18 protein-coding genes are annotated in these 18,158 nt (G+C 59.6%); 2 read left to right on the top strand and 16 right to left on the bottom strand.

The features are described 5' to 3' along the window. Positions 1 to 70: 70 nt before the first annotated feature. On the bottom strand, positions 71 to 2,215 hold the full coding sequence (locus AB4N41_RS17370) for a 3-hydroxyacyl-CoA dehydrogenase NAD-binding domain-containing protein (protein ID WP_252877748.1): 2,145 nt from the start codon (positions 2,213 to 2,215) through the stop codon (positions 71 to 73). A gap of 24 nt (positions 2,216 to 2,239) precedes the next feature. Beyond that, positions 2,240 to 3,445 carry an acetyl-CoA C-acetyltransferase gene (locus AB4N41_RS17365; protein ID WP_252877747.1) on the bottom strand — a complete coding sequence of 402 codons (1,206 nt, stop codon included), beginning with the start codon at positions 3,443 to 3,445 and terminating at the stop codon, positions 2,240 to 2,242. Between the two features lie 578 nt (positions 3,446 to 4,023). On the opposite strand from AB4N41_RS17365, the gene AB4N41_RS17360 reads away from it, so the two are divergent. Continuing rightward, positions 4,024 to 4,845: a c-type cytochrome gene (locus AB4N41_RS17360; protein WP_252878162.1), complete on the top strand. Its 822-nt coding sequence runs from the start codon at positions 4,024 to 4,026 to the stop codon at positions 4,843 to 4,845. A gap of 121 nt (positions 4,846 to 4,966) precedes the next feature. Here AB4N41_RS17360 and AB4N41_RS17355 read toward each other — a convergent pair whose 3' ends face one another. From AB4N41_RS17355 to AB4N41_RS17310, 10 genes are all read right to left on the bottom strand, one after another. After that, a complete protein-coding gene (locus AB4N41_RS17355) occupies positions 4,967 to 5,770 on the bottom strand; it encodes a transglutaminase family protein (protein ID WP_056784068.1) in 804 nt (267 codons plus the stop codon). Continuing rightward, a complete protein-coding gene (locus tag AB4N41_RS17350) occupies positions 5,767 to 6,717 on the bottom strand; it encodes an alpha-E domain-containing protein (protein WP_016773788.1) in 951 nt (316 codons plus the stop codon). The genes AB4N41_RS17355 and AB4N41_RS17350 overlap by 4 nt, the downstream gene beginning before the upstream one ends. A gap of 12 nt (positions 6,718 to 6,729) precedes the next feature. After that, a complete protein-coding gene (locus AB4N41_RS17345) occupies positions 6,730 to 8,139 on the bottom strand; it encodes a circularly permuted type 2 ATP-grasp protein (protein WP_041479359.1) in 1,410 nt (469 codons plus the stop codon). A gap of 477 nt (positions 8,140 to 8,616) precedes the next feature. Beyond that, entirely contained in the window at positions 8,617 to 8,964 is a 348-nt protein-coding gene (locus AB4N41_RS17340; RefSeq protein ID WP_003223226.1) for a ribonuclease E inhibitor RraB, read from the bottom strand. Positions 8,965 to 9,173: 209 nt separating this feature from the next. After that, positions 9,174 to 9,407, bottom strand: a complete 234-nt coding sequence (locus AB4N41_RS17335; RefSeq protein WP_252877746.1) for a hypothetical protein — start codon at positions 9,405 to 9,407, stop codon at positions 9,174 to 9,176. Positions 9,408 to 9,695: 288 nt separating this feature from the next. After that, entirely contained in the window at positions 9,696 to 10,571 is an 876-nt protein-coding gene (gene speE, locus AB4N41_RS17330) for a polyamine aminopropyltransferase (protein WP_016773785.1), read from the bottom strand. Positions 10,572 to 10,812: 241 nt separating this feature from the next. Beyond that, positions 10,813 to 11,004 carry a PLDc N-terminal domain-containing protein gene (locus tag AB4N41_RS17325; protein ID WP_016773784.1) on the bottom strand — a complete coding sequence of 64 codons (192 nt, stop codon included), beginning with the start codon at positions 11,002 to 11,004 and terminating at the stop codon, positions 10,813 to 10,815. A gap of 71 nt (positions 11,005 to 11,075) precedes the next feature. After that, positions 11,076 to 11,606 carry a hypothetical protein gene (locus AB4N41_RS17320; RefSeq protein ID WP_056784060.1) on the bottom strand — a complete coding sequence of 177 codons (531 nt, stop codon included), beginning with the start codon at positions 11,604 to 11,606 and terminating at the stop codon, positions 11,076 to 11,078. A gap of 158 nt (positions 11,607 to 11,764) precedes the next feature. Continuing rightward, positions 11,765 to 12,283: an ankyrin repeat domain-containing protein gene (locus tag AB4N41_RS17315; protein ID WP_056784059.1), complete on the bottom strand. Its 519-nt coding sequence runs from the start codon at positions 12,281 to 12,283 to the stop codon at positions 11,765 to 11,767. A 94-nt stretch (positions 12,284 to 12,377) separates the two neighbouring features. Next, the gene (locus tag AB4N41_RS17310; protein ID WP_252877745.1) at positions 12,378 to 14,216 is read right to left on the bottom strand and encodes a long-chain-acyl-CoA synthetase; all 1,839 of its coding nucleotides are present in this window, start codon (positions 14,214 to 14,216) and stop codon (positions 12,378 to 12,380) included. A 385-nt stretch (positions 14,217 to 14,601) separates the two neighbouring features. On the opposite strand from AB4N41_RS17310, the gene AB4N41_RS17305 reads away from it, so the two are divergent. After that, complete coding sequence (locus AB4N41_RS17305; RefSeq protein ID WP_016773780.1) at positions 14,602 to 14,880, top strand: DUF3509 domain-containing protein; 279 nt, start codon at positions 14,602 to 14,604, stop codon at positions 14,878 to 14,880. Between the two features lie 174 nt (positions 14,881 to 15,054). On the opposite strand, the gene mtnC is transcribed toward AB4N41_RS17305, so the two are convergent. The 4 genes from mtnC to AB4N41_RS17285 form a co-directional block, all read right to left on the bottom strand. Further along, positions 15,055 to 15,738 (bottom strand): acireductone synthase, encoded by a 684-nt coding sequence (mtnC, locus tag AB4N41_RS17300; RefSeq protein WP_236169483.1) that lies wholly within the window; start codon positions 15,736 to 15,738, stop codon positions 15,055 to 15,057. Positions 15,739 to 15,742: 4 nt separating this feature from the next. Beyond that, positions 15,743 to 16,288 (bottom strand): 1,2-dihydroxy-3-keto-5-methylthiopentene dioxygenase, encoded by a 546-nt coding sequence (locus tag AB4N41_RS17295; RefSeq protein ID WP_038861971.1) that lies wholly within the window; start codon positions 16,286 to 16,288, stop codon positions 15,743 to 15,745. Between the two features lie 92 nt (positions 16,289 to 16,380). Beyond that, positions 16,381 to 17,007, bottom strand: a complete 627-nt coding sequence (locus tag AB4N41_RS17290) for a methylthioribulose 1-phosphate dehydratase (protein WP_095180814.1) — start codon at positions 17,005 to 17,007, stop codon at positions 16,381 to 16,383. Next, on the bottom strand, positions 17,004 to 18,149 hold the full coding sequence (locus AB4N41_RS17285) for an MFS transporter (RefSeq protein ID WP_024012224.1): 1,146 nt from the start codon (positions 18,147 to 18,149) through the stop codon (positions 17,004 to 17,006). The genes AB4N41_RS17290 and AB4N41_RS17285 overlap by 4 nt, the downstream gene beginning before the upstream one ends. Positions 18,150 to 18,158: the final 9 nt, after the last annotated feature.

Raw genomic sequence — 18,158 nt, 5'->3', positions numbered from 1 at the left:
GGGAATAATGAACACCCAGAGCCTGCCCTGAAACACCCGGCCAAGGCAAGCCCCGAAATGCTCGCTCGCCCTAGAACATTTCACCTTTCGCCGCTTTGTCCAGCAGCAGCGCTGGCGGGGTAAAACGTTCGCCGTATTGCTCGGCCAGATACTGCGCGCGGGCGATGAAGTCCTTCAGGCCATACTGGTTGATGAACTGCAGCGCCCCGCCGGTCCACGCGGCGAAACCGATGCCGAAGATCGAACCGACGTTGGCATCCGCCGTCGAGGTCAGCACGCCCTCCTCCACACAGCGCACGGTTTCGATGGCCTGCACAAACAACAGCCGATCACGCACATCCTTCGCAGAGATCTGTCCGTCGGCCTTCTCGAAGCGCGTTTTCAGCTCCGGCCACAAATGCTTCTGCGCGCCCGCTGGATACTCATAAAAACCGCCTCCGGCAGCTTTGCCCGGTCGCTTGAATTCATTGAGCATCAAGTCAATCACGGCGAAGGCCGGGTGCTCAATCAGCGGTTTGCCTTCTGCCTGCAAGTCCTTGGCCGTCTGCTGACGGATATGGCTCATCAGGCTGAGGGAAACTTCATCGGAGATGGCCAGCGGCCCGACCGGCATCCCGGCCTTGCGCGCTTCGGTCTCGATCATCGGCGCACTGACACCCTCGCCGAGCATGGCGATGCCCTCGTTGGTGAATGTGCCGAAAACCCGCGAGGTGAAGAAGCCGCGACTGTCATTGACCACGATCGGAGTTTTCTTGATTTGCAGAACGAAGTCGAAACCGCGAGCGAGAGTTTCGTCGCTGGTCTGCGCGCCCTTGATGATTTCCACCAGCGGCATTTTTTCCACCGGACTGAAGAAATGCAGGCCGATGAATTTGCTTTGATCGGGCACGGCCGTCGCCAGGCCGGTGATCGGCAGGGTCGATGTGTTGGAGGCGATGACAGCGTCGCCACCCACCACCTGTTGCGCGGCGGCAGATACCTTGGCTTTGAGCTGGCGATCCTCGAACACCGCTTCGATGATCAGATCGCAACCGGCCAGATCGGCATCGCTTTCGCTCGCAACGATGCGCGCCAGCACCGCCTCGCGCTGCTCGACAGTCAGCTGGCCACGGGCAACTTTTTTATCCAGCAGCGAAGCTGAATGCGCCTTACCTTTCTCGGCAGCAGCGAGATTGATGTCCTTGAGGACGACTTCGATACCGGCCGAAGCGCTGACAAACGCGATGCCCGCGCCCATCATTCCGGCGCCGAGCACACCGACTTTCCGGGTTTTATAGGGCGCAAAACCTTGCGGCCTGGAACCGCCGGCGTTGATTTCGTTCAACTGGAACCAGAACGTGCCGATCAGGTTTTTCGAAATCTGCCCGGTCGTCAGCTCGGTGAAGTAGCGGGTTTCGATCAGGTGCGCGGTGTCGAAATCGACCTGAGCGCCCTCCACCGCCGCGCATAGAATCTTCTCCGGCGCCGGCAGGGTGCCTTGAGTTTTCGCGCGCAGGATCGACGGCGCAATCGCCAGCATCTGCGCCACTTTCGGGCTCGATGGCGTGCCGCCAGGAATCTGGTAACCCTTCACGTCCCAGCGCTGCACTGCCGTCGGATTGGCGAGAATCCACGCGCGCGCCTTGGCCAGCAGCTCATCGCGATTCGCTGCCAATTCATCAATCAGCCCGGCCCGCAGCGCCTGTTGCGGGCGCACCTTCTTGCCTTCAAGCAAGTACGGCAGGGCTTTTTCGATACCGAGCATGCGCACCATGCGCACCACCCCGCCGCCGCCCGGCAACAGGCCCAGGGTCACTTCCGGAAGACCGAGTTGCACCGAGGCGTCATCAACAGCAATGCGGTGGTGGCAGGCCAGACAGATCTCCCAGCCGCCGCCCAACGCAGCGCCGTTGATCGCCGCGACCACCGGTTTGCCGAGGGTTTCCAGGCTGCGCAATTGCGCCTTGAGGGTCAGCACCATGTCGTAGAAAACTTTGGCTTCGGGTTTGCCGACCTTGATCAATTCATTGAGGTCGCCGCCGGCAAAAAAGGTTTTCTTCGCGGAGGTGATGATCACTCCGGCGATGCTGTCCTTCTCCGCTGACAAACGAGCAACGCAAGCGGCCATGGCCTCGCGATACACGGCGTTCATGGTGTTGGCGCTCTGGCCCGGCATGTCCATGGTCAGCACGACGATAGCGTCCTGGCCTTTTTCGTAACGAATGGCTTCGCTCATAACAGGGTTCCTTGAAGTCGGGGCTCAGAGGCGTTCGATGATGGTGGCAATGCCCATGCCGCCGCCGACACACAGCGTCGCCAGGCCGTAGCGCAAGTTGCGCGCTTCCAGTTCATCAAGCAGGGTGCCGAGGATCGCGCAACCGGTGGCGCCCAGCGGGTGGCCCATGGCGATCGAGCCGCCGTTGACGTTGACCTTGCCCGGGTCGACGGCCATGTCCTTGATGAATTTCAACACCACCGAAGCAAACGCTTCGTTGACCTCGAACAGATCGATGTCCTCCACGCGCAGTCCGGCCTTGGCCAAGGCTTTGCGGGTCGCCGGCGCTGGGCCGGTGAGCATGATGGTCGGATCTGTGCTGGTGACGGCCGTGGCGACGATACGCGCGCGTGGCTGCAGCCCCAGCGCGCGGCCCTTGGCTTCGGAGCCGATGAGCATCAGCGCCGCACCGTCGACAATCCCGGAACTGTTGCCCGGCGTGTGCACGTGGTTGATCCGCTCCACATGGCTGTAGACCCGCAACGCCGTGGCGTCGAAGCCCATTTGCCCGATCATTTCGAAACTCGGCTTGAGCTTGCCCAGGCCCTCGAGGGTAGACTCGGCGCGGATGAACTCATCGTGGTCAAGCAGGATGATGCCGTTCTGATCCTGCACCGGCACCAGCGACTTGTTGAACGAGCCGTCGGCCCGCGCTCGTGCGGCTTTTTGCTGGGAGTGCAGTGCGTAGTCATCGACATCCTGCCGGCTGAAGCCTTCGAGGGTGGCGATCAGATCGGCGCCGACGCCCTGCGGGGTGAAATGGCTGTGCAGGTTGGTCTGCGGGTCCAGTGCCCAGGCGCCGCCATCGCTGCCCATCGGCACCCGCGACATCGACTCGACGCCGCCGACCACCACCAGATCCTCGAATCCTGAGCGCACTTTCATCGCGCCAAGATTCACCGCTTCCAGACCCGAAGCGCAGAAACGGTTGATCTGCACACCGGCGACGCTGACGTCCCAGTCGGCCACTTGCACCGCCGTCTTGGCGATGTCCGAACCTTGATCGCCGATCGGCGTGACGCAGCCGAGGACGACGTCATCGACCTGACTGGTATCCAGCGCGGTGCGCGCCTGCAAAGCGCTCAGCAAACCCGCCACCAGGTTGACCGGCTTCACGCTGTGCAGCGCGCCATCGGCCTTGCCTTTGCCACGCGGAGTGCGTAACGCATCGAAAATCAAAGCTTCAGTCATGACGTCCTCGAACCTGATTTATTGTCACTTCACTTTCGCCCTGCGCCGACTGGCAAGCAATGACCACATTGCTCAAAGCGCTTGACGCACACGCTCAGACGGACGGTCATCGGACCTCAGGTGAACCGGTTCAGGTCGTCGAGTTGTCTCAGCCAGCGGGCGGCAAAGAAGCTGGCAATACGCCTCATGCCGTTTTAAAAGCTTTTTTCAAGATCCCCATATGAAATGGATCTAAGCGAAGAGTGACGCGGGCTCTAAGGTGAACATGTACGCCATCGTCGTCGGGTTTTGCCGAGACGGGCGTGCTTCAACAGGAAGTGCAACGCGTGCCGTCAGGGAAATGCAGTCAGGCATGCATCAGGAAATAACAATAAAGGCGGTCAAGCCATGTTCAAACAACCGAAAGTACGTCAAGCAGGACTCATTCTTTTCGCCACGACGCTGTTGTTGATCTTGCCGAATCTGACCAAGGTCATCGGCTGATTCAAACGTCGCGTGCTGTATATCGCCAATGAAAATGTGACTGGCCCGCTACCCGGGCCAGCGTGGTTGTGCCAACCTTTGCGCACTTCCTCGACATGGACGGCGATCATTTGAAAACGCTCATTGCGCTCGGTGCCTTGCTGCTGAGCTTGCCCTTGTCCGCCGCACAACTGGATCTGCAGTTGGGCGCAAACAGCCGCACCTGGCAGACCGAAGAGCTGCTCAAGCATCCTCAGCTGCAAACTCTCACGATCAACAATGATGTTTCCTATAAGAAGGACATGACCTATCAGGCCGTGCCGCTGGCCGCATTGCTGACGGGGGTCAAGCCGGAGGATCACTTGCAGGCGGTGGCGCTGGATGGCTTTGCCGCAGAGTTGGCCGCCGCGCCCTTGCTGAACAAGGACGGCGCGCGGGCATGGCTGGCGATCGAGGATCCGGCGCAGCCGTGGCCACCGCTGTCAGCCGGCAAGCACAGCGCCGGGCCGTTCTATCTGGTCTGGACCGATCCGCAGGCGGGCAATATCAGCCCCGAGCAGTGGCCGTTCGAAGTCGCCAGTATCAAGCTGATGGCCCCGGTGGCCCAACGCTTTCCTGCCCTGCTGCCCGATCCTGCCTTGAAGGCCGATGATCCGGTGAACCAGGGTTTTGCCCTGTTTCAAAAAAACTGCCTGGCCTGTCACCGGTTGAATGGTGCCGGAGACGCGCAGTTCGGTCCGGATCTGAATATTCCGTATAGCCCGACCGAGTATTTCGGGGCGGATTTCTTGAAGCGCTACATCCGCGATCCGCAGAGTTTGCGTCAGTGGCCGCAGGCGAAGATGCCGGGGTTTTCTGCTGAGGTATTGCCGGATACAGATCTTGAAATGCTGGTGGGCTATCTCAAGCATATGGCCGGGCGCAAAGTTAAGCCGTAAGCCTTAGGGTGTTATTACTGGCCTCTTCGCTGGCAAGCCAGCTCCCACAGGGTATGCGCAGAGTTCGAATCAGCGGTCATCCTGTGGGAGCTGGCTTGCCAGCGATAGCGGTATCCCGAATCTATTGTTGCTGCACGGAAATAACCGGTGTCGGCGAGACGAACACCTTGGCGTGCATCTGCTCGCAGCCGCCGCCCCGGCGCATGCCACGGACCGGGCAGGCATCGAGATAATCCAGGCCCACCGCCAGCTTCAGGTGTCGCTCAGGGCGCGCCAGCTGGTTGGTCACGTCGAAGCTGTACCACGCGTCATCCAGCCACGCTTCCGCCCAGGCATGGCTGGCCAGATGCTCGCAATCTTCGCTGTACAGATAACCCGACACGTAACGCGACGGCACGCCGAGACTGCGCGCGCAGGCTAGAAAGGCGTGGGCATGATCCTGACAGACCCCGGCCCGACCGGCGAAAGCTTCGGCGGCGCTGGTGTCGACTTCGGTAGAGCCCGGCGTGTAGCTCATGTGCTGATTCAGACCGTGCATCAAGTCGATCAGCGCGGTGCGGTCTCGCCGCTGCTTGCAGTTCTTCGCGGCAAACTCGCGCAAGGCTTCGTCGGCTTCGGTCAGGCGCGTGAAGCGCAGGAACGGCAGCGCCGACTGGCTCTCATGTTCGGCCTCGCGCAATTCATCGATATCGACCTGACCACGGGCGCCGATGATGATCGCTTCGTGCGGCTCGTCCATGGTCAGCACATGCAGGATGTTGCCAAACGGATCGAGCTGCGCACGCACCGGACGCGGCAGGTCGAGTTGCCAACTGAGGACATGCTGACGCTCGCTGTCGTGGGGTGTCAGGCGCAGGTACTGGATGCTCGCGCGCACCTGATCTTCGTAGTGATAGGTGGTCTCGTGGCTTATGGAAAGTCTCATGCAGCCTCCAGATAGGAACTGTGAATGGCGTTGCCCAACTGGCGCACCAGCGGGATGAATTCGGTCAGCCAGGCGTGCAGGCCTTCTTCGAGAATTTCGTTGATGCCGGTGTAACGCAGGCGCGCGTCCATTTCCGCCGCCAGGCGTTGTGCCGGGCGGCCGTTGGCGCCGGGCAGTTGCGCGAGGATCTGGTCAATCTCTTCTGTACAGGCACGCAGCGAACGCGGCACATCGGCGCGCAACAGCAGCAATTCGGCGACATGCCGGGCGCCGGGCGCGTCGCGGTAGATTTCGGTGTAGGCCTCGAACGACGACAACGCCCGCAGCAGCGCACTCCACTGGTAATAAGCGTGCGCGGTGCCATCGCTGACCGCTTCGGCCTGATCGCCGGCCATTTCGTAACGCGCATCAAGCAGGCGCAGCGTGTTGTCCGCGCGCTCGATAAACGTGCCCAGACGAATAAAGCGAAACGCGTCGTTGCGCATGATCGTGCCGTAAGAGGCGCCGCGAAACAGGTGCGAACGCTCCTTGATCCATTCGCAGAAACGACTCATGCCATAGCGGCTCAAGCCCTGTTCGGCGATGCCGCGAATTTCCAGCCAGGTCGCGTTGATGTTTTCCCACATGTCCGCAGTGATTCGCCCGCGCACGGCATGGGCACTGGCCCGCGCTGCACCAAGGCAGCTGTAGATACTGGCCGGGTTGGCCGCGTCCAGTGCGAAGAAATGCAGCAAGCGTTCAGCGTGCAGGTCGCCGTGGCGTTCAAGGTAATCGTCCAAGGTGCCGGTGATCAGCAACGGCATGGCGAGTTCGTGCAGACCGTCGCCGCGCCCGTCCTGCGGCATCAGCGACAGCGAATAACTGATGTCGAGCATGCGCGCGAGATTCTCCGCACGCTCCAGGTAACGCGACATCCAGTACAGATCCGAGGCAGTTCTACTTAACATGGCAAGCTTCCTTCAATCCTCGACTACCCAGGTGTCCTTGGTCCCGCCGCCCTGGGAGGAGTTCACCACCAGGGAGCCTTCACGCAACGCGACACGGGTCAAACCGCCAGGCACCACACGGGTTTCGCGGCCGGACAGCACGAACGGACGCAAGTCGATATGGCGCGGCGCGATGCCGTTTTCGACAAAGGTCGGACAGGTCGACAGCGACAGCGTCGGCTGCGCAATGTAGGCATGGGGTTTGGCTTTGATGCGCTCGCGAAAGGCATCGATTTCCGCCGTCGTCGCGGCCGGTCCGACCAGCATCCCGTAACCGCCGGAGCCCTGGGTTTCCTTGACGACCAAATCCGCAAGATTGGCCAGTACGTGGGACAGCTCGGACGGGTTGCGGCATTGCCAGGTCGGCACGTTTTTCAGAATCGGTTCTTCGTCGAGGTAGAAACGGATCATGTCGGTGACAAACGGGTACACCGATTTATCGTCGGCCACGCCAGTGCCGATGGCGTTGGCCAGCACCACGTTGCCGGAGCGATAGGACGACAGCAGCCCCGGCACACCGAGCATCGAGTCCGGGTTGAACGCCAGCGGATCAAGGAATGCGTCGTCGAGGCGGCGATAGATCACATCGACCGCTTTCGGGCCATCGGTGGTGCGCATGAATACCTTGTCGTCACGCACGAACAGATCTGCGCCTTCCACCAGTTCAACGCCCATCTCCCGCGCCAGAAACGCATGTTCGAAGAACGCGCTGTTGAAGCGTCCCGGCGTCAACACCACCACGCTCGGGTTGTCGATCGGGCTTGAGCTTTTCAGGGTGTCGAGCAGCAGATTGGGATAGTGATCGATCGGGGCAATGCGCTGGGCGGCGAACAGTTCAGGGAACAGGCGCATCATCATCTTGCGGTCTTCGAGCATGTAGCTGACGCCACTGGGTGTGCGCAGGTTGTCTTCGAGAACGTAATAAGTGCCATCGCCATCGCGCACCAGATCGACCCCGGAGATGTGCGAATAGATATCGCGGTGCAGATCCAGACCTTGCATCGCCAATTGGTATTGCTCGTTGGCCAGCACCTGTTCGGCGGGAATAATCCCGGCCTTGATGATGCGCTGCTCGTGGTAGAGGTCGGCGAGAAACATATTCAACGCCTTGACCCGCTGGATGCAGCCGCGCTCGACAATCCGCCATTCACTGGCCGGAATGCTGCGGGGAATGGTGTCGAACGGAATCAGGCGCTCGGTGCCCTGCTCGTCGCCATAGAGCGTGAAGGTGATCCCGGCACGGTGGAACAGCAGATCGGCCTCGCGGCGGCGCTGCGCGAGCAGCTCGTCGGGCGTCTCGGCCAGCCAGCGGGCAAATTCCCGGTAATGCGGGCGGACCAGGCCGCCGGCATCGTACATCTCGTCAAAATAGGTGCGGATCATGCCGTACTCCTTGTCACTCCGGACATACAGGCCTTCGCAAGGCCCGTGCCATCGGCATAAACGCTTTGATTTCAATCGGTTGTAGATCCACGCCGAAGGCTGCGCACCATTCCTGTGCGGCAAATGCCCCGGCCCGATTGCCCCCGCTTCATTGCGACGCACTGCATCGCCTATCACCAGCATAGTCAGAGTTGATTTCACTGCCCGGCCACGACTGCGGATAATCCGCGCATTCGCTGCAAAACTTCCCCGGCACGCCGCCGCGAAGGAGACAGCTCAACTGATCTGAACTGCCTTGGCAGCCCCGTCCCGACAGGACTTTATTGCACACCCGTCTTCCCTTTTAGCCACCCTCTCCGGTGGCTTTTTTTTGCCCGGGATTCTTGTTTCAGGGTTTTGCCACTGCGATGTGCAGAAGCCAGAAACGACAACGGCCGACCCGAAGGTCAGCCGTTGCCCGACAAACAATGCGCAATATCAATTCAACCGGTAACGATTGCGCACCTCCTGCTTCACGCCCCAACCCTCGATAATGCCGCCCAGCGGTTCGACCACGGCAGAAAAGCCTTGCTCGAAATCGCCGATGTCGTCATAGGTTGCGTACATCACTTTGCTCAATTCCAGCGACCAGGCGCCGTCGTCGCGCGCACTGACCTGGGCATTGATGGATTCACCGCGAAATTTGCCTGCTGCCCTGCGCGCCCGCTCCTCGTCCGGGAAAATCGCGTAGAACTCGATGGGATGGAACCGGGAAAAATCGAAACCGCCTTCTTTCATGCGGCGCAGAACGTTGCTGCTGATGTCTTCTTGATAGGCTGTGCTCATGAATCGTCCCCCTCGATTGATGGATAGACTTTCCGTATTCCCGCCCCGGGCCTTTTGGCCTAAGTACTACGGCAACGTGGTTGCGCGCGGGAAACAAGCATGTAGCTGACAAGACCAGACCTTAGCGATCCATTCGCTGATCTCGCCTGCAGAGTAGCCCCAAGAGAGCGCCGCTGCCAAGGCCTGGTTTACGAGATGACAGGAAGTGTTCAGACAGGGGTGATGCTGCGGATTTCGATGCCGTTCTGGGTCTTGAGGTTTTTCACCTCGGCATCGGTGGTGCGCCCTTGCAGGTCGTTGAGATCCAGCTGGGCGGCGACCGGAAGAAGCCGCTCCTTGATCAGCCGCGCGGCTTCATCATCGGACGGGCATTCCTCACGTTCGAAGACTTCATCAACAATTTCGCCGTGATCATCCACGAAAGTGACTTTCCACTTTTGCATCAGTGCCTCCTCGATCAACCCGTAAATGGGCTTACCTCTATCTCGACTTTTTTCCGCGATAGTTGGTTCAAAAGGATTACAGCCGCCAACGGTGAAAATAACCATCCGATCGATAGGGCGGACTCTGTGGCGAGGGGATTTATCCCCGTTCGGCTGCGCAGCAGTCGTAATGCCGTCCATTGCGGTTTAACGGAGACACCGCGCAGGCCGGTTCACGGATGCTGCGCATCCCAACGGGGATAGATCCCCTCGCCACAAAAGCTCCCTTGCAGAGCGACTTCAGAGTGATCAGTCGTTGCTTGGCTTGTTGACCGCTTGCAGCACGTATTGCGGCAAGGCGAACGCGCCGATGTGGATTTCCGGATTGTAGTAACGGGTGACGATGCCGCTGCCGATGAAGCGCTGTTGCAGGGTTTCACGGCTGAGCTTGCGGTAGGCCGGGTTGGTCGAGCCCCAGGCGAAGGTCATCGAGCCGCCGATGTAGGTCGGCACGGCGGCCTGGTAGAAGTGCCAGTCCGGGAACAGGCTGCGCAGGCGACCGGCGGTGGTTTTGACTTCGTCGATTTGCATGAACGGCGTGCCGTTCTGAGTCACGAGGATGCCGCCTTCGTTCAGGCAGCGGTGGCACGCCTGGTAGAAGTTCTCCGAGAACAGCACTTCGCCCGGGCCGATCGGGTCGGTGGAGTCGGAGATGATCACGTCGAATTTTTCAGTGGTGGTGGCGACGAAACGCATGCCGTCATCGATCACCAGGTTCAGGCGCGGATCGTCGTAGGCTCCGGCGGAATGGTTCGGCAGGAATTCCTTGCACATGTCGACCACAGTGCCGTCGATTTCGACCATGGTGATGTGCTCGACGCCGGCGTGCTTGGTCACTTCGCGCAACATGCCGCCGTCACCGCCGCCAATGATCAGCACGCGCTTGGCGGTGCCGTGGGCAAGGATCGGCACGTGGGTGAGCATTTCGTGGTAGATGAATTCGTCGGCTTCGGTGGTCTGGATCACGCCGTCCAGCGCCATCACCCGGCCCATGCGCGGGTTCTGGAAGATCACCAGATGCTGGTGTTCGGTGCGCACTTCGTGCAGCAGTTTTTCCATGCGAAAACGCTGGCCGTAGCCTTCGTAGAGGGTTTCCAGGTACTCGCTGGTCTTGGTGACGGTCATGGTCAAGTGCTCCGATAAATGCGCGGGCGCCATCGTGGGGACGATTGCCCGGGAAAGGCGCGCATTCTACGTTGCCGAAGATGACAGGTCGAACCTCCGGTTGTTTTTTACCAGCGCAAACCACTGTGGGAGCGAGCCTGCTCGCGAAAGCGGAGTATCAGTTGCCGGTGATGGCGACTGACACAACGTCTTCGCGAGCAGGCTCGCTCCCACAGGGATGACCGTGTGATCGAAAATCAGCTCAGATCCGGACGTTACCCCGTGGCCCGGCAATAGCCCAGATGATCAGGCCCAGCACCGGCAGGAGGATAATCAGCAACACCCAGACGATTTTCATCCCGGTGGAGGCGCCGCTTTTGAGCACATTGATGATGGCCCAGATATCGAGGGCAAGGATGATCAGGCCAATCAGACCGTTGAACGTGGAACCCATGGTGTCGCTCCAGAATAGTGGCATGCACTTTTAGGATAGACGGTCGCGCGCAGGGTTCCCTTTTATTGCGTTCAGACGTGAACAGCGACCTTCAAGGCTTCCAGTGCCGGCGCAGCGGCGATGCCGACCTCGGCGCACAACTCCAGCACGCGGGGCACGTCGTTGCCGTAGACCAGGACCATTTGCAATTCATCGTCGAGCAACTGGCTGAAGTTCATCAACGTGTAACCGCCGTTTTCCTTGTTCAGGCTGCTCATCTGCACCTGGATGCGGTTGAGTGCGGTCAGTGCTTCGGTCTTGGCCAGTTGTTTGGGCTTGAGGTTGAAATCCACGCCGGGGCCAAACGAAGCAACGATTTGTGCGAACAGATCGACATAGGTATCGGCCTGGAACAGCACAGTTTCCGGCAGGCTGCCGACCACTACCCACTCACCTAGCGGGATCGGGAATGTGTCGTCGTAGTTGATGTCCGGATTGGCGGCCAGAAAAGCATTGGCATCGGCGTAGGCCTGCGCGGCTTCGTCGGCCACTTTCAGGATCTCGTCCTCGCCCATGCAGCCGGAGCTGATTTTGCTGATGAGTTCGACGAGTGCGGCTTTCATGAGGGCGGATCCTGTAGTGACAGTAGAATTTCGGGCGCGAAGAATAGCGCAGAAAAGCAAAAGATCGCAGCCTTCGGCAGCTCCTACAGGTCCTGCGTTCACTTGGCGAACGCATCAAGTGTAGGAGCTGCCGCAGGCTGCGATCTTTTGATCGTTTATCAGGCCAACAACTTTTCCAGCTGCGCAGTGGTATCGACTGCACCCATGGTCCGCGCCGCATCCAGCGCGGTCACGCCATTGGCGTCCTTGGCTCTCGGGTCAGCACCCTGGCCGATCAGGTAATCGACGATTTCAACGCGATTGAACATCGCCGCCATCATCAGCGCCGTGCGGCCGTCGAAGGAAGAACCTTCAATCTCGGCGCCCGCCTCAACCAGCGCCTTGACCACCGCCAGATCGCCTTTGAACGCGGCGCCGGCAATCGGGCTCTGGCCGTTGCCATTGCGCATTTCCGGATCGGCTTTGTGTTTAAGCAGAACCTTCACCGCATCAACATGGCCGTAGTAGCTGGCGAGCATCAACAAGGTGTCGCCCTTGCTGTTTTTCAGGTTCACCGGCAGCCCGGCGGTGACCAAGCGATCAAGCATCTCGGCATCACCGTCGCGCGCCTTGTTGAAAACCTGCTCGGTGAATTCGGCAGCTTCTTCAGGGGTCATCTGGCGGCTTTGGTCAGACATGTGGCACTCCATTTCGGTCTATCGGAAGCCGACAGTTTCCCGAGCGCGACGGTGCCTGTCACTCGGTTTTTTCCGAGCGTCCCGATAGCCACGCTCAATACCGATGTTTGCCTTGTTGAATTTCAGCGAGGATTTGCTCACTGACATGCACATAAGTTTCGCTGCCCGGCAGCCAGGCGAAGATCGGGTCATCGCCCGTGAGGCCGGGATCGAAGCCTTCTGTTTTCAGGCGAGTCTTCTGGTACTTGAACGTGCCGGTGGTTTCCATTTTCACTTTCACCCGCAGGAACAACGGCACGGCATAAGCCGGCATACGTTGCCGGACGAAACTCAGCAATTCAGCGAAATCCAGCGTGGCCAAGGATTCCGCAGGAGTGATGGCGGCCATTCCGGCGCGCCCGTTGGTGTTTGGGATTTCGACACCGTAGGCCACGGCTTCAGCAATCAATGGATGTTGCAGCAACAGGTTCTCGACTTCGGTGGTCGACACGTTTTCACCCTTCCAGCGATAGGTATCGCCGAGGCGATCAACAAATTGCGCGTGGCCGAAACCGATGTTGCGCAGCAGGTCGCCGGTGTTGAAAAAGCGATCGCCCTTGTTGAATACATCGTGGAGGACGACGCGCGCGGTTTTCTGCGGATCGGTGTAACCGTCCAGCGGCGCTTTTTCGTCGATCCGCGCCAGCAGCAGGCCTTGCTCGCCCTTGCCGACCTTGCGCATGAAACCATCTTCGCCGCGCAACGGTTCGCCACTGTCATGGTCGTAAGCGACCAGTTCCCAGGCCATCAGCGAAAACCCGACGGTGTTGTCGAAATTGAGGATGTTGGTGAAACCGATGTTGCCGTCGCTGGCCGCGTACAGCTCACAGATATGCTCCACCGCAAAACGTGATTTGAACTCGGCCCAAGCACCAGGACGCAGGCCATTGCCGATCATCTTGCGCACATCGTGACGGCTGTCATCGACGCTGACCGGTTGCTCGACCAGGTAGCGGCACAATTCGCCAACATAGCCGATGGTGGTCGCGCGATAGCGGCGCACATCATTCCAGAACTGGCTGGCGCTGAATTTGCGGCGGATGGCGAAACCCGAGGCGCCGTTGATCGCCGATCCCCAACACACGCACAGACCTGTGGCGTGATACAGCGGCAAGGTGCAGTAAACGACATCATCCGGGCGCATATCGAGGGCGATCATGCCGAAGCTCGCCGAACTGCGCATCCACCGTCCGTGCTTGAAAACCCCGGCCTTGGGCAGACCGGTGGTGCCGGAGGTGTAGATGTAGAAACACGGATCGTCGAAGAATACTTGCGCGCTGCTCGGCGGGTTATCGCTGCTGGCGTCAGCACTGGCGCTGATCAGATTGACGTAACCCTCGGGCGCGATGCCCGGGTGGCTGTATGTGTCCTGATCAGCGACAAACCAGGTGCGGGGCGCTGCGATCGCTACCTGATCACGCACGCCGGCATAGGCAGCGGTCAGTTCTTCGCCGACCACGATGGCCACAGGCGCAACCAGATTGATACTGTGAACAAGCGTGTCGCGCATCAATGAGGTGTTGAGCAGCGCACTGACCGCGCCGAGCTTGGCCAGCGCCAGGATTGTCACCAGTAATTCCGCACGGTTCTCGATGAACACCGCGACCACATCGCCTTTGCCGATACCTTGCTCGCTCAGATAATGCGCAATGCGATTGGCCCACTGGTTGACCTGTGTGTAGGTCAACGCCACGTCGCCCTGCAATAACGCCACACCATTGGGATTGCGCAGCGTCGCCTGCTCGAACGTCCAGCCCAGGCCACACGTTTGGGTCGGATCCGTAACGTTGGCCACTTTCATGCCTTTGACCACCCGGGGGATGGCCTTGGCGATTATCGGCAGTTTGCGGAGCATCATGCCCCAGGTAATCGTGTCGCTTGGTGCGTGACGCATGAAAGCTCCCCGTTCGATCTTGACGTGCAGACCGCTGTTCTTGTTATCGGGTAATGACTGCGACCGACGCGTTTATATCGTGGGTCGAGAAGGAAAGTACGTCAGTGCTCGCGGGGCTGTACACGCGGTTTTTGCAATGATTTGTATCCCGTCGCGCTTACGGGGAACAGCGGATTCTGGTACGGACGTTTGGTTCCGTTGCATGGAGAAAAATCACGCAAAATGCAGGATGCACGATGGCCATTCATGCAGATTGCACGACGCCGGCAAAATGCACTACTTTCAACTTGTTGATTTTAAAGGGAATTTATTCGCATCAATACTGGCACAAACGCTGCAACTACCTCCGCATGCTTGCCATTCAAGTACATACGGAGCTGATGACATGAGCCTGATTCAAGAAAAATTTACATCGCTGTTCTCCAACTACGAAGTCAGCACTGCCCCACGTCCTGACGGTGGCATCCTGCTCACTCTGCGTAGCAGCGACGGCAAAGTCTTCAAACGCGCACTCTCGTATCAGCAACTGCATGCCGGCGACCAACTGTCGTGGGCGATCAGCGCGATCCGCCGTGACCTGGCCGAACAAGCCAGCGAGCTGCCGCAAATTGCGATGCTGCAGAGCCAGCAGCGTTTTGCTCTGCCGACCTATCACTCGCTGTAATTGGCTTTAAACAAAAACAGGCCGTGGAGCATGCGCTTCACGGCCTGTTTTTTGTGCGCATGATTTTTGTAGGAGCTGCGGTACGCTGCGATCTTTTGATCTTGATTTCATGCGTAAATCGAAAGATCGCAGCCTCGTTTCACTCGACAGCTCCTACAGGGATGCGTGCAATGGTCAGAACGCTTCCGGTTCGATCCCGGTAAAGCTGTCCACCGTCACGTGTCCTGCCAATTCCCCGCCTTCACGCGCCAGGCCACAGGTTTTCATGCCGGCTGACTGGGCAGCGTCGAGCTCTTCGACGATATCCGACAGGAACAGGATTTCATCGGCTTCAACACCCACCGCCTGCTGAATGTTGCGGTAGGACTGCGCCTCACGCTTCGGCCCCGATGTGGTGTCGAAATAGCCGCTGAACAGCGGTGTCAGATCCCCCGCTTCCGAGCAACCGAAAATCAGTTTCTGTGCCTGGATCGAGCCGGACGAGTAAACAAACAGTTGATAACCGGCCGCATGCCAACGTTGCAGCGCTTCAACGGCATCCGGATAAACATGCCCTTTCAACTGCCCGGCCTGATAGCCCTGCGCCCAGACCATGCCCTGCAACGCCTTGAGCGGCGTGGCTTTGCGGTCTTCAGCGATCCAGCTCAAGAGGATTTCAACAACCCGCTCGACATCGGCCTGCGGCTCGTTGCTGTCGCGGCGCACGGCGTCGAGCTGTTCGGCGACATCAGCACGCGATGCGGTCTGGCGCACAAAGTCGGGCAAATGTTCGGCGGCGTAGGGAAACAGCACGTCGAAGACGAAACTCACCGCGCTGGTGGTGCCTTCGATGTCGGTGAGGATGGCTTTGATCGACACGGTTTCAGTCCTCCAGACGCGGGAAACGACCGGCGATGTCTTCGCCGGTGAAATTGGCAACCCAGCCTTCCGGGTTGTTGAACAGACGAATCGCCACGAAATGCGGATGTTCGCCCATGTCGAACCAGTGCTTGGTGCCGGCCGGAACCGAGATCAGGTCGTTCTTTTCACAGAGCACGGCGTAGACGTAATCGTCGATATGCAGGGTAAACAAGCCACGACCGGCGACGAAAAATCGCACTTCGTCTTCGCCATGGCGGTGCTCTTCGAGGAACTTGGCGCGCAGCTCGGCTTTTTGCGGATGATCACTGTTGAGGCTGATCACATCGACCGTAATGTAACCGCGCTCGGTCATCAGTTTGTCAATCTGCTCTTTGTAGGCGCTGATGACCTCTTCCTGACTGGCGCCGGGCTGAATCTTCGCGGCGGCCTGCCAGCGGTCGAAACGCACGCCCTGCTCGGCCAGCGTCGAGGCGATATCTTCGAAATGGGTCAGCACCTTATTGGGAATCTCAGGGCTGGAAACGTGATAAACGGACAGGCTGCTCATGGGCAATTCCTCGGTAGCGGCGGCGCCGTCCGGCTCTTGAAGACCGGTCGGGCGCCGCATGGCATCAGGCAAACAGGCTGTTTCAGATGAATTCAGCCTTGGCGGTTCATGACGCTGCGGGTTTTCAACTCGCATTCAAACAGGAATTCAAAAGCCTCGATCTGCCGCAGCGCGTCGCTCATCTGCGCGCCCCAGGTGTAGAGGCCATGACCACGAATCAGATAACCGACGCAATCAGGATGGGCGTCGAGCCAAGGCTGCACCTTGGCAGCGAGGCGCGCAATGTCCTGATCGTTGTCGAAAATCGGCACACGCACCCGTGATTCATGGGTGGAAATACCGCTGAAGGCTTTTTGCAGTTCGTAGTCTTCGAACTCGATGAAATCTTCCGGGGTCAGCCGCGACAGCACCGTGGCGTTCACCGAGTGGGTGTGCAACACCGCGCCGATTTCCGCGCGCCAGCGGTAGAGCTGGGTGTGCAACAAGGTTTCGGCGGAGGGTTTCTTGCCCGGCTCCAGGCTGTTGCCGGACAGATCGGTAGCGAGCACGTCATCCACACCCAACTGGCCCTTGTGCTTGCCCGATACGGTCAACAGCGCTTCGCTCGGCGACAGGCGTGTCGAATAGTTGCTGCTGGTGGCTGGCGACCAGCCACGGCCATATAGAAAACGCCCGGCGTCAACGATCTGCTGGGCGAGCTGTTCACGGCTAAGGCTCATGGCCTGTCCTCTTGCATACATGTGGCAATGATAACGGCAGCGGCAAGCGCTGCGAGACTGGCAATACTAAAGGTCAATGTTGCGCCGAGGGCATTCCAGCTGTAGCCGGAATACAGCGCGCCGAGCGCCCCGCCGGTGCCGGCCAGTGCCGCATACAGCGCCTGGCCCTGGCCTTGCTGGCGGGCGCCGAAACTACGTTGCACGAAAGCGATGGCAGCCGCATGAAAGCTGCCGAATGTCGCTGCATGCAACACCTGGGCGAACAACAACACCCAGAGAAACTCCGCAAACGAACCGAGCAGCACCCAACGCAACGCCGCCAGCAGGAAGCTCGCCAGCAGCACCCGGCGCAGGGAAAAGCGCGCCAGAATGCGGCTCATGGCCATGAACATCAGCACTTCCGCCACCACACCCACGGCCCAGAGCATACCGATGACGCCACGGCTGTAACCGAGGCGTTCAAGGTGCAAAGTCAGAAAGGTGTAATACGGCCCGTGGCTGACCTGCATCAGCGCGACGCAAGCATAAAACGCCAGCACGCCGGGATGACGCAATTGCTTGAGGAAGCCCTCACCCGTCGGCCGATTGCCTTGCGCGGGCTGCGCATTCGGCACCCACAGGCTGCTGAGAACGATACCGGCCATGATCAGCACCAGCGCAGCCGGGTAGATGTCCAGACTCAGCCATTCGAACAGCCGTCCCAGCACCACCACAGTGATGATGAAGCCGATCGAGCCCCACAGGCGGATCTGGCTGTAGCGCGACGTTTGCCCCTGCAGATGCGCGAGGGTGATGACTTCGAACTGCGGCAGTACCGCGTGCCAGAAGAATGCATGCAGGGCCATGACCATCGCCAGCCAGGCGTAGGTCTGGCTGACGAAAATCAGCGAAAAGGTCAGCAACGTGCACACCGCACCGAAGCGCACGATGGCCAGACGCCTGCCGGTGTAATCGCCGAGCCAGCCCCAGATGTTCGGCGCCACGCAGCGCATCAGCATCGGAATCGCCACCAGCTCGCCGATGCGTGCGGCGCTGAAGCCGAGGTGATCGAAGTACAGCGCCAGAAATGGCGCTGTCGATCCGAGCAAGGCGAAATAGAACAGATAGAAACTGGACAACCGCCAGTAAGGAAGCGCCGCCACGCCGGTTAT

The organism is Pseudomonas sp. S2_A10 (genome assembly GCF_054668465.1).
The sequence above is the reverse complement of the archived record's forward strand: the minus strand, read 5'-3'. Positions and strand labels throughout refer to the sequence as shown.

Coding starts and splice junctions, on each gene's coding strand:
- AB4N41_RS17370 (WP_252877748.1), bottom strand. CDS start 2,215: ATGAGCGAAGCCATTCGTTACGAAAAAGGCCAGGACGCTATCGTCGTG.
- AB4N41_RS17365 (WP_252877747.1), bottom strand. CDS start 3,445: ATGACTGAAGCTTTGATTTTCGATGCGTTACGCACTCCGCGTGGCAAA.
- AB4N41_RS17360 (WP_252878162.1), top strand. CDS start 4,024: ATGGACGGCGATCATTTGAAAACGCTCATTGCGCTCGGTGCCTTGCTG.
- AB4N41_RS17355 (WP_056784068.1), bottom strand. CDS start 5,770: ATGAGACTTTCCATAAGCCACGAGACCACCTATCACTACGAAGATCAG.
- AB4N41_RS17350 (WP_016773788.1), bottom strand. CDS start 6,717: ATGTTAAGTAGAACTGCCTCGGATCTGTACTGGATGTCGCGTTACCTG.
- AB4N41_RS17345 (WP_041479359.1), bottom strand. CDS start 8,139: ATGATCCGCACCTATTTTGACGAGATGTACGATGCCGGCGGCCTGGTC.
- AB4N41_RS17340 (WP_003223226.1), bottom strand. CDS start 8,964: ATGAGCACAGCCTATCAAGAAGACATCAGCAGCAACGTTCTGCGCCGC.
- AB4N41_RS17335 (WP_252877746.1), bottom strand. CDS start 9,407: ATGCAAAAGTGGAAAGTCACTTTCGTGGATGATCACGGCGAAATTGTT.
- speE (WP_016773785.1), bottom strand. CDS start 10,571: ATGACCGTCACCAAGACCAGCGAGTACCTGGAAACCCTCTACGAAGGC.
- AB4N41_RS17325 (WP_016773784.1), bottom strand. CDS start 11,004: ATGGGTTCCACGTTCAACGGTCTGATTGGCCTGATCATCCTTGCCCTC.
- AB4N41_RS17320 (WP_056784060.1), bottom strand. CDS start 11,606: ATGAAAGCCGCACTCGTCGAACTCATCAGCAAAATCAGCTCCGGCTGC.
- AB4N41_RS17315 (WP_056784059.1), bottom strand. CDS start 12,283: ATGTCTGACCAAAGCCGCCAGATGACCCCTGAAGAAGCTGCCGAATTC.
- AB4N41_RS17310 (WP_252877745.1), bottom strand. CDS start 14,216: ATGCGTCACGCACCAAGCGACACGATTACCTGGGGCATGATGCTCCGC.
- AB4N41_RS17305 (WP_016773780.1), top strand. CDS start 14,602: ATGAGCCTGATTCAAGAAAAATTTACATCGCTGTTCTCCAACTACGAA.
- AB4N41_RS17295 (WP_038861971.1), bottom strand. CDS start 16,288: ATGAGCAGCCTGTCCGTTTATCACGTTTCCAGCCCTGAGATTCCCAAT.
- AB4N41_RS17290 (WP_095180814.1), bottom strand. CDS start 17,007: ATGAGCCTTAGCCGTGAACAGCTCGCCCAGCAGATCGTTGACGCCGGG.